The sequence below is a fragment of the Streptomyces sp. DG2A-72 genome (assembly GCF_030499575.1).
Classification (GTDB): Bacteria; Actinomycetota; Actinomycetes; order Streptomycetales; family Streptomycetaceae; genus Streptomyces.
On record NZ_JASTLC010000001.1, the window covers coordinates 4229896 to 4245976 of the forward strand.

At 70.8% G+C, this 16081-nt stretch carries 12 protein-coding genes and 2 pseudogenes; 7 read left to right on the forward strand and 7 right to left on the reverse strand.

Annotation, left to right across the window (positions count from 1 at the left end; translation table 11 throughout):
- The first annotated feature begins 46 nt into the window (after positions 1 to 46).
- The 3 genes from QQY66_RS19885 (at position 47) to QQY66_RS19895 (ending at position 2338) form a co-directional block, all read left to right on the forward strand.
- The gene (locus tag QQY66_RS19885) at positions 47 to 508 is read left to right on the forward strand and encodes a MarR family winged helix-turn-helix transcriptional regulator (RefSeq protein WP_301981688.1); all 462 of its coding nucleotides are present in this window, start codon (positions 47 to 49) and stop codon (positions 506 to 508) included.
- A 129-nt stretch (positions 509 to 637) separates the two neighbouring features.
- Entirely contained in the window at positions 638 to 1108 is a 471-nt protein-coding gene (locus QQY66_RS19890) for an organic hydroperoxide resistance protein (RefSeq protein ID WP_301981689.1), read from the forward strand.
- A 54-nt stretch (positions 1109 to 1162) separates the two neighbouring features.
- Positions 1163 to 2338, forward strand: coding sequence for a serine hydrolase domain-containing protein (locus tag QQY66_RS19895; protein ID WP_301981690.1), 1176 nt, complete (start codon positions 1163 to 1165; stop codon positions 2336 to 2338).
- 22 nt (positions 2339 to 2360) lie between these two features.
- Here QQY66_RS19895 and QQY66_RS19900 read toward each other — a convergent pair whose 3' ends face one another.
- A complete protein-coding gene (locus QQY66_RS19900; protein WP_301981691.1) occupies positions 2361 to 2876 on the reverse strand; it encodes a hypothetical protein in 516 nt (171 codons plus the stop codon).
- Between the two features lie 129 nt (positions 2877 to 3005).
- Positions 3006 to 3281: a DUF1876 domain-containing protein gene (locus tag QQY66_RS19905; RefSeq protein ID WP_301981692.1), complete on the reverse strand. Its 276-nt coding sequence runs from the start codon at positions 3279 to 3281 to the stop codon at positions 3006 to 3008.
- Between the two features lie 176 nt (positions 3282 to 3457).
- Here QQY66_RS19905 and QQY66_RS19910 point away from each other — a divergent pair, with 176 nt between their 5' ends.
- Positions 3458 to 4972 carry a metallophosphoesterase family protein gene (locus tag QQY66_RS19910; RefSeq protein ID WP_301981693.1) on the forward strand — a complete coding sequence of 505 codons (1515 nt, stop codon included), beginning with the start codon at positions 3458 to 3460 and terminating at the stop codon, positions 4970 to 4972.
- Between the two features lie 21 nt (positions 4973 to 4993).
- Here QQY66_RS19910 and QQY66_RS19915 read toward each other — a convergent pair.
- Positions 4994 to 5586 (reverse strand): annotated as a pseudogene (locus tag QQY66_RS19915) (hypothetical protein).
- Positions 5587 to 5713: 127 nt separating this feature from the next.
- Positions 5714 to 6217 (reverse strand): annotated as a pseudogene (locus QQY66_RS19920) (YbaK/EbsC family protein); the annotation flags it as partial.
- 94 nt (positions 6218 to 6311) lie between these two features.
- On the opposite strand from QQY66_RS19920, the gene QQY66_RS19925 reads away from it, so the two are divergent.
- Positions 6312 to 7124 carry a methyltransferase domain-containing protein gene (locus tag QQY66_RS19925; protein WP_301981694.1) on the forward strand — a complete coding sequence of 271 codons (813 nt, stop codon included), beginning with the start codon at positions 6312 to 6314 and terminating at the stop codon, positions 7122 to 7124.
- 1141 nt (positions 7125 to 8265) lie between these two features.
- On the opposite strand, the gene QQY66_RS19930 is transcribed toward QQY66_RS19925, so the two are convergent.
- Positions 8266 to 8835, reverse strand: a complete 570-nt coding sequence (locus QQY66_RS19930) for a YceI family protein (RefSeq protein ID WP_301981695.1) — start codon at positions 8833 to 8835, stop codon at positions 8266 to 8268.
- A gap of 95 nt (positions 8836 to 8930) precedes the next feature.
- Here QQY66_RS19930 and QQY66_RS19935 point away from each other — a divergent pair, with 95 nt between their 5' ends.
- Positions 8931 to 9605 carry an N-acetyltransferase gene (locus QQY66_RS19935; protein ID WP_301981696.1) on the forward strand — a complete coding sequence of 225 codons (675 nt, stop codon included), beginning with the start codon at positions 8931 to 8933 and terminating at the stop codon, positions 9603 to 9605.
- A gap of 57 nt (positions 9606 to 9662) precedes the next feature.
- Here QQY66_RS19935 and QQY66_RS19940 read toward each other — a convergent pair whose 3' ends face one another.
- A complete protein-coding gene (locus QQY66_RS19940; protein WP_301981697.1) occupies positions 9663 to 11882 on the reverse strand; it encodes an MMPL family transporter in 2220 nt (739 codons plus the stop codon).
- A gap of 123 nt (positions 11883 to 12005) precedes the next feature.
- Complete coding sequence (locus QQY66_RS19945; protein WP_301981698.1) at positions 12006 to 12620, reverse strand: TetR/AcrR family transcriptional regulator; 615 nt, start codon at positions 12618 to 12620, stop codon at positions 12006 to 12008.
- A 207-nt stretch (positions 12621 to 12827) separates the two neighbouring features.
- Between QQY66_RS19945 and QQY66_RS19950 the strand changes: the two genes are divergently transcribed.
- Positions 12828 to 16055, forward strand: coding sequence for a S41 family peptidase (locus QQY66_RS19950; protein WP_301981699.1), 3228 nt, complete (start codon positions 12828 to 12830; stop codon positions 16053 to 16055).
- The last annotated feature ends 26 nt before the right edge of the window (positions 16056 to 16081 follow it).

Genomic DNA, 16081 nt, shown 5'->3' on the forward strand with positions numbered 1-16081 from the left:
CGCGTTTCCGTGACGGCCGTCCTCGGGCGTCCGTGACAATGGACGCGTGACGAACCAAGAGGATGCCGGATCGCTGCTGCTGGACGAGCAGCTGTGCTTCGCGCTGTACGCCGCCCAGCGCGCGGTGACGGCCATGTACCGTCCGCTCCTCGACGAGCTGGGGCTCACCTACCCGCAGTACCTGGTGCTGCTGGTGCTGTGGGAGCGCGGCGAGAGCACGGTGAAGGAGCTGGCGGCGGCGCTGCGGCTCGACTACGGCACGCTGTCGCCGTTGCTCAAGCGGCTGGAGAGCGCGGGCGTGGTGCGCCGGGAGCGCGCGGCACACGACGAGCGCTCGGTGGTCATCGCGTGCACGGGGCGCGGAGAGGAACTCCGGGAACGCGCGGTGCGCATACCCGGCGCGCTCCTCACCGCCACCCAGCTCGCCGGCGCGGATGCCACCCGGCTCCGCGCGGAGTTGTGGCAGCTCGCACAACGGGCGCAGGCCGCGGCCGAGCGCTCCCGCTGAGCTCCGGTTGCCGCGGGTTTCCTCCCCCTCCTGCCCACACCCGCCGTTACCGGCAAGTACCTTGTGCGCGATGCACTTGCACACTCCTGTGTTGCCTGCTGCCCCGTCCCATCAGGGGGAGGTCCTGCCATGATCGACGGCACCGAAGCCGACATCCGTCCCGACAGCCGTACCGACACACGCCCCACGAAGATCGTGTACGTCGCCGAGGCCACCGCCCACGGCGGCCGGGACGGCTATGTCACCAGCCAGGACGGCCAGATCGAGCTGAAGGTCGCGATGCCGCCCGAGCTGAGCGGCGACGGCAACGGCACCAACCCGGAGCAGCTGTTCGCGGCCGGCTACAGCTCCTGCTTCCACAACGCGCTGGTCCTCGTCGGCCGCCGCGAGGGCTACGACCTGACCGGCTCGACGGTCGCCGCCAAGGTCGGCCTCGGCCCCAACAGACGGCGTGGTTACGGTCTCGCGGTCGCCCTCAGCGTCTCGCTCCCGGTCCTCGACGCGGACATCGCGGCGAAGCTGGTGGACGCCGCCCACGAGGTGTGCCCGTACTCCAACGCGACCCGCGGGAACATCGACGTGACGATCCTGCTTGGCTGAGGTGAGGGGGAGACCCCGGAGCGAGACGAACCCGGCGAGACGAGGAGTACGCACGTGGACGTGAACGGCACTGTCGCCGAAGGCTTCGAGCCGGTCAGGGACGCGTTCGCAGCGAACTTCGAGGCGCTCGGCGACCGGGGTGCGGCGGTCGCCGTGTACCGGGACGGGCGCAGGGTCGTCGACCTGTGGGCCGGTACCAGGGACATCGACGGCACCGAGCCCTGGCTGCGCGGCACCGCGCAGATCGTGCGCTCGGCGACCAAGGGCGTCGCCACCGCCGTACCGCTGCTGCTGCACCAGCGCGGACTGCTCGACCTGGACGCGCCGGTGGGCGAGTACTGGCCGGAGTTCAAGGCGCGCGGCAAGGAGCGGGTACTGGTCAGGCACATCCTGAACCACCGGTCCGGCCTGCCGGTCCTCGACCGCCCGCTCACACCCGAGGAGGCCCTGGACCCGGCACGGGGCGCCACGGCGGTCGCCGCACAGGCCCCGGTCTGGGAGCCCGGCACCGACCACGGCTACCACGCGCTGACCTACGGCTGGATGCTCGACGGACTCGTCCGGCGCGTGACGGGCCTGTGGGCCGGCGAATGGATCGCCGCGGAGATCGCCGGACCGCTGGGCGCGGACCTGTGGCTGGGCCTGCCGGAAGCCGAGGAAGCAGCCGGCCGGACGGGCCGGGTGGGCCGTATCGAGACCCCCGAACCCGCCACCGGGGCAGGCCCGCGCGTCCGCCCGAAGCGTGCGGTGACCGAGGCGTACGACGACCCGGCCTCCCTCACCCGCCGCGCCTTCGCCGCAGTCACCCCCTTCCCCGACCAGAACGACCCTGCGTACCGCGCAGCCGCCCTGCCCGCGACCAACGGCATCGCGACCGCCGACGGACTGGCCCGCTTCTACGCGGCGCTGATCGGCGAGGTCGACGGCGCTGCACGGCTGTTCACGCCTCAGACGCTCAAGTCGGCCCGCGCCGAGGAGTCGGCGGGCCCCGACCGCGTCCTGGTGGTCAGCACCCGCTTCGGCCTCGGCTACATGCTGCACGGCAGCGCGTCACCACTCCTCGGCCCGGGTTCCTTCGGCCACCCGGGCCGGGGCGGCTCCCTGGGCTTCGCCGACCCGGAGACCGGCATCGCCCTCGGCTATGTGACGAACGGCTTCCGCAAGACCGTGACGGCGGATCCGCGGGCACAGGCGCTGGTACGGGCGGTGCGGCGGGCGACGGCTGCATAGCCCTCAACGGGAGGACAGCGATTCAACGGGAGGACAGCGAGGTCGCGCGGAACTGCCAGATCTGGGCCGGGTCCCGCGAGCGCAGGGCGGTCAGGTCGATGTGCGGCGGGTGGATCCGCAGCGGGCTGCCGTCCAGGGCGAGCGCGGTGCCGGGGGCCCTGAGGTGATGGCCGTTCGTGGCCGTGACGAGGGACCACTCGACGGGGACGGCGTGTCCCACGACCCGCTTGCGGACGCCCCGGGTGCGCGCATAGCCGAGGTAGGTGCCTTCCTTGACGTTACGGATGGTCCTGTTGCCGTTGGCCAGGGGCTGGACCTCCCACACCTGGCCGCCGTCGGCGCCCTCCGGCAGAAGCACGACAGCCCCCTCCGCTTCTGTGAGCGTGAGGAACTGCCAGTGAAAGCGGGAGATCGTGTAGAGCCCGCTGCGCAGAGGCGCGGCGGCGCGGGCGGGACTCGCGGCCGGGAAGAGGGCGGCCAGTCCCACGGCCGCCACGGCGCCGAGCGCACCGCGCCGGCTGATGGATCGCTCTGTCATGCCGCGATCGTGACGCCCGGCCGCCTCCTCGATCCGCCCGGACCCGCTCGGGCGGGCCGATTTCCCTCAGCCGTGTGAGCCCGCCCGGACCGGTGTACCTCCCTGATCAGACGTGAATCGGATGCCTGATCAGACGTGAATCGGATGCGAACTGCGCCCGGACGCCGCGTCGATCTCGGTGTGCGCCTTGGTCAGCATCTGCATGGCGAGTTCGTTCAGTGCGCGAGCCGCGGCGATCTCCTCGCCGACCCGTGGCTGATTCGGGTCCGTGTGGTGGCGCGTGGCGTGCCCATGGGCCCGTACTTCGCTGCCGTCGGGCAAGCGCACCAGCGCCGCCGCCCGGGTGTGGGTGTCGTCCTCCAGGAACTCGAGCTCGACATGCCATCCCACTGTGGTGTGCATCATGACGATCACCTCCGGAACACTTGCTTCCAGGGTGCTCCATCCGGCCTACGGACGCATCCATGAGGCGTGTCCGAAGTCACGCGGACACGCCGCGAGTGACGGATGTCGCACGCCGGACCGCATGACGCCGCCGACAAAACCGCCGCAGTTAACGTCAACAGGGCACAAACTGCAGTATGCGCTGCTGCCTCTCCGCTCCACTGGCGGTCCTGGCCGCCCTCCCCAGTCCCTGCGACATCATGCGCTCCGGCGCACTGCTGGCGCCCGCTCTGCTGCGCGGTGCCCTCACGCGCGCCCAGCGGGCACGCCACGCCTTCCCCCACCACCCCGACGCTCTGGCCGCCGTACACCTCGAACTGGTCACCCTCACCGAGGACCGCGCGATCATCACCTGGTTCACCGGCGTCCCCGGCACCGACGACGGCTGGGGCCATATGCTGCCCGCCTTCACCGAGGGCGAGGTCGTCTACGGCACGCACCCCGGCCGCCTGACCCGCACCGCGTCCGAAGGCCGCCTGACCGCGCACCACCAGGTGGAGATCACCGGCCTGGAACCGGGCCAGACGTACTACTACCAGGCCCGCTCCCGCGGTACGGCCGCCACACCCACGCCCCTGCACCTCGTGCGCGGCAACGCGGTCGGCACCAATCTGCACGGCATCGGCTCGCGCGGCGGACCGTACTCCTTCACCACGCCCCAGCCGCCGCCCGGCCGCCACCTGATGTCCATCGCCCTCTGCAACGACCTGCACCTCGGCGAGACCACCGCCGGCCGGGTGGCCGGAATGCCGATGCTGCGCGGCATCTCGCAGCAGCCCGGGCTCGCCCCGTACCCGGAGATCATGGGCCGGGCCCTGGTCGAGGAGGCGCGGCGGCGCGGCGCGGACGTGCTGCTGGCCGCCGGGGACATCTCGGCGGGCGGCGCGCCGCGGGACCTGGCCGAGGCGAGACAGATCCTGGACGGTTTCGGCGTCCACGGGCGGGACTACTTCGTCGTACGCGGAAACCACGACCGCCCCGGGCCCGCCGGGGACACCTTCCGCGACGGCTTCCTGGGCGGCACGGGCCCCGGCTACCTCACCCACGACCTGGGCGGACTGCGGCTGATCGGGCTCGACACCTACGAGAAGAAGGGCAACGGCGGGGACGCGGGCGGGCTCGGGGACGAGCAGTTGTCGTGGTTCCGGGCGCGGCTGCGGGAGCAGCGGGAGCAGCCCACGCTCGTCTTCGGCCATCACCCGCTGACCGTGCGGGACTCGGTCTTCCCGATGGGGCGCGGACAGCGGCTCGACCGCCGCCAGGCCCGGGCGATCGTCGACGCGTACGCCGCCACGCCGGGCGTCTTCCTCCACCACGCGGGCCACACCCACCGCAACAAGCGCACGGTCCTGATGCGCGCACCGCACGTCACCCAGCAGGAAGTCAGCGCGGTCAAGGACTACCCGGGCGGCTTCTCCCTCCTGCGCATCCACACCGGCGGCTACGCCCTCAACTACTACAAGTGCGGCACCGACCCGGCCCGCGAGTGGAGCGAACGCAGCCGCCGCGTCGCCGGAGGCCTCTGGCCCCACCACGCCCTCGGCCGCTCCCCCGCCGACCGCAACAGCGTGCGCACCCACGACCTGTCCGGGGTCGCCGTCCCGCGCCAACGGACCGCTCCGATGGCTGCACCGCGCGCGGCGGGGCTGTAGCTGTGAGGCCTCACGACGGTCTCACCCCGCGTGCAGCATCAACCCGATCCCCACGACCAGCACCCCCGCCGCCACGATCCGCGAAACCCCGAACCGCTCCTTGAAGAACACCGCTCCGATGGCCGCGCCGACGATGATCGACGATTCCCGGAGAGCGGCGATCGGTGCGAGGGCAGCCCTGGTCTGTGCCCACAGGACCAGGGCGTACGCCGATACGGACAGTGCGGGGGGGCGATGCCGACGGCGGCCCAGGCGTCCGGCACCTCATGGGCGAAGACGGCGGCGAGCACGGTGACGACAAGGGGCGCGCTGCCGCGGGCGATGGGGTAGGCCTGCCCGAAGTCGCCCAGCCGGAAGGACTTCATCAGCAGCGCGTAGTACGCGATGTGAATGGCCGCGGAGAGGAGGAGGTACGGCCATGCGCCCGCCGCCGGTATCGCCACGAACGGGATGATGGCCAGCCCGATCAGCACGCCGCCGCCCGCGATCAGCGTGAATCCGACGAGCTTGTCGGTGATCCGATGGGCGATGGCGTTCCAGCCGGTGTGGGTGACGGCCGCGAGGAGGACGGCGGCGAGGAGGACGGCGGCGAGGAGGACGGCGGCGGTGACCAGGGGGGTCACGGGGTGGGATCGGGTGCGTCCTGGTTGCGGGGGCCTGGTCGGGTGCGTCCTGGTCGCGGGTGTGCTGATCGCGGGTGTCCTTGTGGCGGGTTTCCTTGTGGCGGGTTTCCTGCTCGCGTGCGTCCTGCTCTCGTACGTCCACGAGGGTGCCGCCGGCGTGGGTGATCAGGGTCTTGGGGTTCATGGGGAAGACGGTGTGCGGGGTTCCGGCGGCGGCCCACACGATGTCGTGGTCGAGCAGGGAACGGTCGGCGAGCACCCGGGTCTTCGTGCGGTGCCCGAAGGGCGGCACGCCTCCGATCGCGTACCCGGTCGTCTCCCGTACGACGTCCGCCTTCGCGCGCGTCACCTTCTCGGCCCCGAGTTCCCTCAGCACCAGCTCCACGTCGACCCGCGAGGCTCCGTCCATCAGCACCAGCACCGGCACGCCGTCCGCCGCGAAGATCAGCGACTTGCAGATCTGGCTCAGCTCACACCCGATGGCAGCGGCGGCCTCGGCGGCGGTGCGGGTGGCGTCCGGGAACCGGCGAATGCGGCTGTCGAGTTCACCGAGCCCTAGCTGTTGGAGTGCCTCGGCGAATCGGGGGTGGCTCCGGAGTCTTCGGTGGCGGGGGGTCGTCATGAACGGCACGCTAACTCACAACACCCTTGCTCTTCGCGTTCGTTTTCATCGGTGTCACCGCGCCCCGCGCAGAGCTCGCAGAGGGAGAAACCCCATGTCCCGCTACCTGTTCGACAACACCGACGCCCGCACCCCGGCCCGCTTCTCGACCCTGGAGTCGTGCTACGACCCCGTGTCCCGCCGCCAGTTGGAACTGACCGGCCTGGCCGCCGGCTTCCGGTGCCTGGAAGTCGGCGGGGGCGGCGGCTCGTTGGGGGCGTGGATGGGGGAACGGGTCGGTGCGGAGGGGGAGGTCACGGTGACCGACCTCGACCCCCGCTGGGCCGAGTCCCGGCCCCGGCCGCCGCAGGTGCGCCTGCTGCGCCACGACATCGTCAACGACCCGTTGCCGGGCGGCGACTACGACGTGATCCACGCCCGGCTGGTCCTGCTGCACCTGCCGGAGCGGATCGCCGTACTGGAACGGCTCGTGGCAGCCCTGCGGCCGGGCGGATGGCTCCTGCTGGAGGAGTTCGACTGCACCTGGATCCCCGTCCTCGCGACCCCGGATGAGGATTCCACCGCCCTGTTCACCCACGTCCAGGCCGCGCTGCTGGCCCAGTTGGAGAAGGCGGGCGCCGATGTGGCGTGGGGGCGCCGGGTGCCTGCGGCGATGACACGGGCGGGGCTCACGGACGTCACGGCGACGACGTATGCGGAGTCCTGGGCGGGCGGCGGCGCGGGTATCGATCTGCACCGCGTGAATATGGAGCAGGCGGAGGTGGGGCTTCGGGGGGATGGCGTTACGGAGGGGGAACTGCGCCGGTTCTACGCCCTGCTGAAGAACCCGGGGTTTGTGATCAACTCCTATCCGTTGATCAGCACGCGGGGGCGGCGGCCGGAGTCTGGTGAGGGGGTGGTCGGGTAGGGGAGGGGCGACGACGGGGAGGGCGAATTCCGGTGACCGTGGGGCCGCCCACTTCTTGGCCAGTGTCGTGCTTCCGCGACCCGAGTAAAGGGCGCTCCCTTCGGTCGCGTCGGCTGCGCCGATGGCCCTCCGGGCCACCCTTGACTCGGCTCGCTCCAGCACGGGTGAGAAGCGAGCGAGCGGCCCGGAGAGGTGGGTGGCCGACGTGGGTTTGCGGCGAGGTGGGCTGGGATGCGGGCCGGGGTGGCGAGCGCGTCGGCGGGGTAAGGGCACGCCGGGTGGGCTTGGCGGCGAGCGGCCGGTGAGGGCGGGGCCCCCGGCCCGGTGGGGGCACGCCGCGTGCGCTTGGCTGCGACCGGCCGGTGGGTGGGGCGCAGTCGCGTCTCGCCTGCACGCCGGGCGGACATAGCGACTTGCGGTGCGTGGGTGGTGCCCGGCGCGTCAGCGAAGTGGCGGCACACCAGGCAGGCTCAGCGACGAACGGCCGCTGGGTAGGGCGCGTCAGCGAAGTGGCGGCACACCAGGCAGGCTCAGCGACGAACGGCCGCTGGGTAGGGCGCGTCAGCGAAGTGGCGGCACACCAGGCAGGCTCAGCGACGAACGGCCGCTGGGTAGGGCGCGTCAGCGGAGTGGCGGCACACCAGGCAGGCTCAGCGACGAACGGCCGGTGGGTGGGACGCGTCAGCGGAGTGGCGGCACACCAGGCAGGCTCAGCGACGAACGGCCGGTGGGTGGGACGCGTCAGCGAAGTGGCGGCACACCAGGCAGGCTCAGCGACGAACGGCCGGTGGGTGGGACGCGTCAGCGAAGTGGCGGCACACCAGGCAGGCTCAGCGACGAACGGCCGGTGGGTGGGACGCGTCAGCGGAGTGGCGGCACACCAGGCAGGCTCAGCGACGAACGGCCGGTGGGTGGGACGCCCCGGCCGGGTGGGGACACGCCGGGTGGGCTTGGCGGCTTGCGGCCGGGCGTGGGGCGCGGGCTACCTCACGCGTCACACGGGCCTCGCTAGCCCCGGGTCAGCCGGTAATTGGCAGATTTGGGCCAACCTCTGTGCTGCCGACCCGAGGGCTCGTGGCTCAGGGGTGGCCCAAACGTTCCAATTGCTGCCTGCCGGCGGGCCGGGGAGCGCCGGGTGGGACTAGGCCGGCGCTGCGGTGTCGGTCAGGGGGGCGAGGTCGAACTCGATTCGGACCTCGTCCGCCAGTCGTAGGGCGCCGGCGAATGCCTTGTACGGCTTGATGCCCCAGGTGCTCTGTACGACGGTGGCGGCGCCATGCACGCCCGCCTCGGCGTCCAGGCCCGCCTCGAGGGTGATCGGATGGGTCGTGCCCATGATCGTGAGGTCCCCGGTCACGGTGAAGGCGTGCGGGGTGCCTGCGATCTCGGTCGACGTGAAGGTGATGCGTGGATGCTCCGCGGAACGGAGGATCTTCTCTCTGATCGTCTGCTTGATGTCCGCCCGGTCGTCGTCCGTGAGCGGCTTGAGGCCTCCGACTCCCTCCCGGACCTCCAGGGAGTCGACCTCGATCGAGGCGACCACGGACGACTGCCCGGGATCGGCGACATCGACCGCGACGTCCCCGGACCACCGGGTGACCTCGATCGTCAGGTCATGGCCGGCCTTGCGGCCCAGCCCGGTGCGGCTGGTCTTGATCCGTAGCTGCCCTGTGTCCGAGCCGATGTGGTGCTTTCCGCTTGCAGGGTCCATACGGCCAACATACGTCCGGCCCCTTGCCAGCGCCGCCTGGCGTGCGTCACGAAGACTGCATTGTGGGAGCGCCAGCGGACGGGCAGCATGCGGTGATGACCTCGACGCCCGCCGGGATACATGACGTCACATCCGCCGCCGTACGCCCCTACCGCCCCGCCGATCGCGATCGCCTCGACGACATCTGTGTTCGCACCGCACACGTCGGCGGGGACAGCCGGCCCCACTACGCCGACCCCGGCATCTTTCCGGTGATCTTCGCGCAGCCTTACGTCCATCTGGAACCGGAGCTGGCGTTCGTGCTGGACGACGGGCACGGGCGGGCCGTGGGTTACATCCTGGGGACCGCGGACACCCCTCGCTTCGTCGAGGACTTCCGGGCGAAGTGGCTGCCGAGGGTGGCGGACCGGTATCCGGAGCCCGGCGGTCCGCCGCGCACGCTCGATGAGGAGATCGTCGCGCTGCTGCGCCGTCCCGAGCGGCTGCTGCTGCCCGAGGTCGCCGACTACCCCGCCCATCTGCACATCGACCTGCTCCCGGAGTGGCAAGGGCGCGGCTACGGGCGGGAGTTGATGCGGGCGTTCCTGCGGGCGCTGCGCAGCAGGCGTGTGCCGGCCGTGCATCTGTCGATGCTGACCGCCAACACGTCCGCGAGAGCCTTTTACCGTCGTCTGGGCTTCCATGAGATCGCGGTGCCCGATCCGGGGGCGGTCACGTATCTCGGGCGCAGCACTACAGAAGAGCGCAGCACCACAGAAGAAGGCCGGTGAAGGCCGCCGCCGTCCCCACGGAGCCCTCACCGGCCGGTCCTGGTCAGACGCTGTGCGTCAGACGCTTACCAGCTCCCGTTCCTCGTCCGGATCCGCGTTCTTGCGGTCCTCCGCCGTCCTCAGCCCCTCGCCCTCGACATCCACGTTGGGCAGCGCACGGTCCAGCCACTTCGGCAGCCACCAGGCCTTGCGGCCGAGCAGTGCCAGCACCGCCGGGACGATCGCCATCCGCACGACGAACGCGTCGAAGAAGACCGCGATCGCGAGACCGAAGCCGATCATCTTGATCATGGACTCGCTCGAGCCGATGAAGCCCGCGAAGACCGCCATCATGATCACCGCAGCGGCGGTCACCACACGAGCGCCGTGCTTGAAGCCCGTGACGACCGCCTGGCTCGGCTTCTCGCCGTGGACGTACGCCTCGCGCATCCGGGTCACGAGGAACACCTCGTAGTCCATCGCCAGCCCGAAGACCACGCCGACCATGAAGATCGGCATCATCGACATGATCGGGCCGGTCTCCTCGACGCCCATCAGGCCGGCCAGCCAGCCCCACTGGAAGACCGCGACCACGGCACCCAGCGCCGCCAGCACGCTCAGCAGGAAGCCGAGGGCCGCCTTCAGGGGGACCAGGATCGAGCGGAAGACCGCGATCAACAACAAGAACGCGAGGCCTACCACCAGCGCCAGGTACGGGACCAGCGCGTCGTTCATCTTCTGGGAGAAGTCGATGTTCATCGCTGTGGTGCCGGTGACCAGCACGTCCGCGTCCGTGTCGGACTTGATCTGCGCGCCCTCGTCACGGATGGAGTGGACGAGGTCCTCGGTCTGTGCCGAGGAGGGCTTGGAGTCGGGGATCACGGTGATGGTGAAGGTGTCCCCGGCCTTGTCGAACGCCGCCGGGCTGACGGATACGACACCGTCCAGGCCCTTGATGTCATCGATCGTGGTCTGCGCGACCGCCTTCGGGTCGTCGCTGCCCTTCGCGTCACCGGCGATCATCAGCGGCCCGTTGAAGCCGGGCCCGAAGCCGTCGGAGAGGAGGTCGAACGCCCGTCGCTGTGTCGTGGACGTGGGCTGCGAGCCGTCGTCGGGAAGGCCCAGTTCCAGCGAGGCGACCGGAACCGCGGCGGCTCCGAGGCCGATGACGCCGAAGAGGAGGACGGCGACGGGACGGCGTACGACGAAGCTCGCCCAGCGCGTGCCCATGTTCGGCTTGGTCCGCGCCGCCGCGGACTTCCGGCGGCCGAACAGCTTGCTCTTCTCCCCCGCCGGCTGCACCTTGCGGCCCGCGTACCCGAGCAGCGCCGGGATCATCGTCAGGGCGATCAGTACGGCGATGACGACCGTGCCCGCCGCCGCGAAGCCCATCTTCGTCAGCATCGGGATGTTGACGACCGCGAGTCCGGCCAGCGCGATCACGACCGTGAGGCCTGCGAAGACCACCGCGGAGCCCGCCGTGCCGACCGCCCTGCCGACCGCTTCCTCGCGGTCGCGGCCCTCGGTGAGTTCGGCCCGGTAGCGGGAGACGATGAACAGCGCGTAGTCGATGCCGACCGCGAGGCCGATCATCGTGGCCAGCGTGGCCGTGGTGTCGCCGAGGTCGAGGGCGTTGGCCAGCGCCGTGATGCCCGAGATGCCGATGCCCACGCCGATGAGCGCCGTCAGCAGCGGCAGTCCGGCCGCGACGAGGGAACCCAGGGTGATGACGAGGACGACCGCGGCGACGGCTATACCGATGATCTCGGTGGAGCCGGTCTCGGGTGCCGCCTGGAGCGCGTCACCGCCGATGTCGACGGTCAGACCGGCATCCCGTGCGTCCTGCGCGGCGTCCTCCAGCGCCTCCTTGGAGGCGTCCTTCAGTTCCATGCCGGAGACGTCGTACGACACCGCCGCATACGCGACCGTCCCGTCCTTGCTGACCGCGTTCGCCTTGAACGGGTCGGCGACCGAGGTGACCTCGGAGCCGTCGGACAGGTCCTGGACGGTCTTCTCGACGGTCGCCTTGTTGGCGGCGTCGGTCATCTTCTCCCCGTCGGGCGCCTGGAAGACGACCCGCGCGGTCGCGCCGTCGGCGCTCATGCCGGGGAAGCGCTCCTCCAGCAGGTCGAAGGCCTTCTGGGCCTCGGTGCCGGGGATCGAGAAAGAGGAGGAACCCGCTGCGGGGGCGCTGGCCGCGCCCACACCCGCGAGCGTCAGCAGCGCCACCCATATCAGGGCGACGAAGTGGCGTCGCCTGAAGGCGAGCCGGCCGAGTTTGTAGAGAAACGTGGCCACGAGGGCGTACTCCCGGTCAGGTCGTGGGTGTAACAGGGCAGGGGTGATCAGCCCGATGGGTGGCAGGCGTGATCGGCCCGACGACATGAGCGGTTACGTCAGGTGGGGGCTTGCTGTGGGGAATTACCGGTTGGCAGACCGGTTCGCGGATACACCGAGGGCGGGGAGGACCACGGCGTCGATGTACGAGGTGAGGAAGGCCCGGGTCGGCGGCCGGTCCTCGATCAGGCCCCGGGCGATGAACGCACCGATCATCATGTGCATCACATAGCCCAGCGCCGGGTTGTCCGCCCGGATCTCGCCCCGGTCGACGGCCCGTTGCAGCACACGGCCGAACTCCGCCATTTCCGGCTCGATGAGCTTTTCCCGGAACTCCTGCAGGAGGTCGGGGTTGTTGTGCACGGCCATGGCCAGGCCTCGCATGAGCCCGGCGTTCTGCTCCATCTCGCAGTCGTCCGTCTGCTCCATGTGGGCATGCAGATCACCCCGGAGCGAGCCGGTGTCGACGCCTTCGAACGCACCGTGCTTGCTGTGCCGCACGGCCTTCACGACCAGTTCGGGCTTGCCGCCCCACTGGCGGTAGAGGGTGGCCTTGCTGGAACGGGTGCGGGCGGCCACGGCGTCCATGGTGAGGGCGTCGTAGCCGACTTCGCGGAGCAGGTCGAGCACGGCCTCGTACAGCTCGGCCTCGCGCTCGGGCGTGATCCGACTGCGACGCACCGTTGCGGCCTCAGCCATCCCACTCACCTCCTCCTGCTCCTCGCCGGAGCGACCCGGCTTCGAACGACCCGGCCTTGAACGACCCGGCTTCGAACGACACTGTTTCGTACGTCACGAATGTAACGCAGGCTCCCGCGAAACGAAACCGTTTCGTACGTGTGCTGGGTCACGTGTGTCGGCTCCGCATAAGTTGCCCGGCCCCATCGACGGGAAAAGCATGGGGAGGTGAGCTATCTGCGCCTGCCGCACCTCAGCGGCGACCTGCTGTGCTTCGTGACCGAGGACGACCTGTGGCTGGCCCCTCTCGACGGACCGGGCCGCGCCTGGCGGCTCACCGTCGACCGCACCAAGGCCGGCCACCCCCGCTTCTCGCCCGACGGCCGCCATATCGCGTACACGAGCTGGCGCAGCCTGGTCCCGGAGATCCATGTGGTGCCGGTGGACGGCGGAGCCGGACGGCAGCTGACGTACTGGGGCAGCGCGGACACCCGGGTGTGCGGCTGGACCCCGGACGGCGACATCCTCGCCGTTGCCTCCCACGGCGAGCCCTTCTCCTACTTCACCTGGGCCTACAAGGTGACCCCCGACGGCGACCCCGGCCGCAAACTCCCCTGGGGCCCGGTCTCCGACATCCAGGTCGCCGACCTCGACGGCGAGCGCAAGACCCTGCTCCTCACCGGCACCCCGCCCCACGAACCTGCCGCCTGGAAGCGCTACCGCGGCGGCGCCATGGGCCGCCTCTGGCTGCACGGCGACCGGCTCCTTGCGCACGTGGACGGCCACCTCGAATCCCCCATGTTCGTCGGGGGCCGCATCGTCTTCCTCTCCGACCACGAGGGCGTCGGCAACCTCTACTCGTGCGCCTACGACGGCTCCGGCCTGCGCCGCCACACCGACCACGACGCCTTCTACGCCCGGCACGCCGCCAGCGACGGCACACGCGTCGTCTACCAGTGCGCGGGCGACCTGTGGATCGTCGACGACCTGACCGCCGACTCGAAGCCGCGCAAGCTCGACGTACGCCTGAGCGGCCCCCGCGCGGGCCGCCGCCGGTATCAGGTGCCCGCCGCCCAGCACGTCGACGGCATCTCCGTCGATGAGACGGGCCGCGCGAGCGCGGTGATCGTACGAGGAAGTCTCTACTGGCTGACCCACCGCGACGGCCCGGCCCGCACGATCACCGACACTCCGGGCGTACGGGTCCGGCTCCCGGAGATGCTCGGCAAGGTCGGCCAGGTCGCGTACGTCACGGACGCGGAGGGCGAGGACGCCGTCGAGATCGCGTACCTGCCGCGCGCGACGGGCGACCGCGCCCCCCGCCGCCTCGCCTCAGGCGAACTGGGCCGCGTCCTGGAGCTGGTCTCCGACCCCCAGGGCGAGCGCCTGGCCATGGCCTCGCACGACGGACGCCTCCTGCTCATCGACGCGACGGAGGACGCGGGCGGCGAGGTCACCGAGCTGATCCGCTCGATCAACGGCCCGGTACGGGACCTGGCGTTCTCCCCCGACGGGGCATGGCTCACGTGGTCGCACCCGGGCATCGGCCGCTCGCTCCGCCAGATCAAGATGGCCCGGATCAAGGACCGTTTCATCGTCGACGTGACGAACGGCCGCTTCGAGGACGAGAACCCGGTCTTCACCCGAGACGGCCGCTACCTGGCCTTCCTGTCCTGGCGGGGCTTCGACCCGGTGTACGACGTCCACACCGGCGACCTCTCCTTCCCCCTCGGCTGCCGCCCCTACCTGGTCCCCTTGTCCTCCGCGACCCCCTCCCCCTTCGCCCTGAACCCCGAGGGCCGCCCGGCGGCGGGCGGACTGGACCCGGTGGAGGACGACGAGGGCGGCGACGGCGCGGTGACGGTCGAAGTGGAAGGCCTGGAAAGCAGAGTCACCCCTTTCCCGGTCGCCGCCTCCAAGTACTCGGCGCTGTATCCGGTGTCCGGCGGCGGCCTGGTCTGGCTGCGCTGGCCGATCTCGGGCGCGCTGGGCGAGACGTTCGCCAATCCCGACGACACGACCGGCCGCCCCACCCTCGAATACTTCAACATCACCAAGGCGAAGAAGTCCGAACTGGTCGAGCACCTGGACTGGTTCGCGGTGAGCGGAGACGGCACCCGCCTGGTCGTCGTCGACGAGGGCGACCTGCGAGCCGTCCCCTCCACCGAATCAGGAGACAGCGATACGACCGTCTGGATCGACCTCCGCCGCATCCTGCACGAGGTCGACCCGGCCGCCGAGTGGCGCCAGTCGTACGAGGAGGCGGGCCGCCTGATCCGCGCCTACTTCTGGGAACCCGGCATGTGCGGCATCGACTGGGACGCCGTGCTGGACCAGTACCGCCCCCTGCTCGAACGAGTGGCCTCCCCCGACGAGTTCGCCGACCTGCTCCGCGAGGTACTGGGCGAACTGGGCACCTCCCACGCCTACGTCTCCGCCGCCCGCCGCAACGAGGGCCCCCCGCACTACCAGCGCTGGCAGGGCCTCCTCGGCGCCAACTTCGTCCGCAGGGACGGCGGCTGGACGGTCAAGCGCATCCTGCCCGGCGAGTCGTCCGACTCCAAGGCCCGCTCGCCCCTCGCCGGCACCGGCATCCGCGAGGGCGCGGTCCTGACCCACGTGGACGGCCGCCCGGTCGACCCTGACACAGGCCCGTACCCGCTGCTTGCGGGAGCAGGCGGTACGACGGTGGAGCTGACGTTCACCCCGGCGGAGGGCGAAGGCCGCTCCCGCAGGGTCGCCGTGGTCCCTCTCATCGACGAACGCCCCCTCCGCTATCAGGACTGGGTGGCCAAACGCCGCGCAGTCGTACGCGAGTTGAGCGGCGGCCGCTGCGGCTACCTCCACATCCCCGACATGGGCGGCTCCGGCTGGGCCCAGTTCAACCGCGACCTGCGCATGGAGGTCTCCCGGCCGGCCCTCATCGTCGACGTACGCGGCAACGCCGGCGGCCACATCAGCGAACTCGTCGTCGAAAAACTCACCCGCACCGTCCTCGGCTGGGACCTGACGAGAAACGCCCAGCCGGTGTCGTACGCCTCGAACGCCCCCAGGGGCCCGGTGGTAGCCCTGGCCGACGAGGCGACCTCCTCGGACGGCGACATGATCACGGCAGCCTTCAAGCTCCTCAAGCTGGGCCCGGTCGTCGGCCAGCGCACCTGGGGCGGAGTGGTCGGCATGACCGGCCGCCACCGCCTCGGCGACGGCACCGTCATCACGGTCCCCATGAACGCGGCCTGGTTCGACGCCTACGGCTGGTCCATCGAAAACCACGGCGTCACCCCCGACTTGGAAATCCTCCGCACACCACTGGACTGGGCAGAGGGGAGGCATGCACAGCTGGACGACGCGGTACAACTGGCCCTGGACCTACTCCAGACGTCGCCTCCGGCAACACCCCCGGACTACTCACACGTACCGGACCGCTCAAGGCCAAAATTGCCGCCGCGGTCTTGAGAAGGGGCTGTCAGTGCCGAATGCAA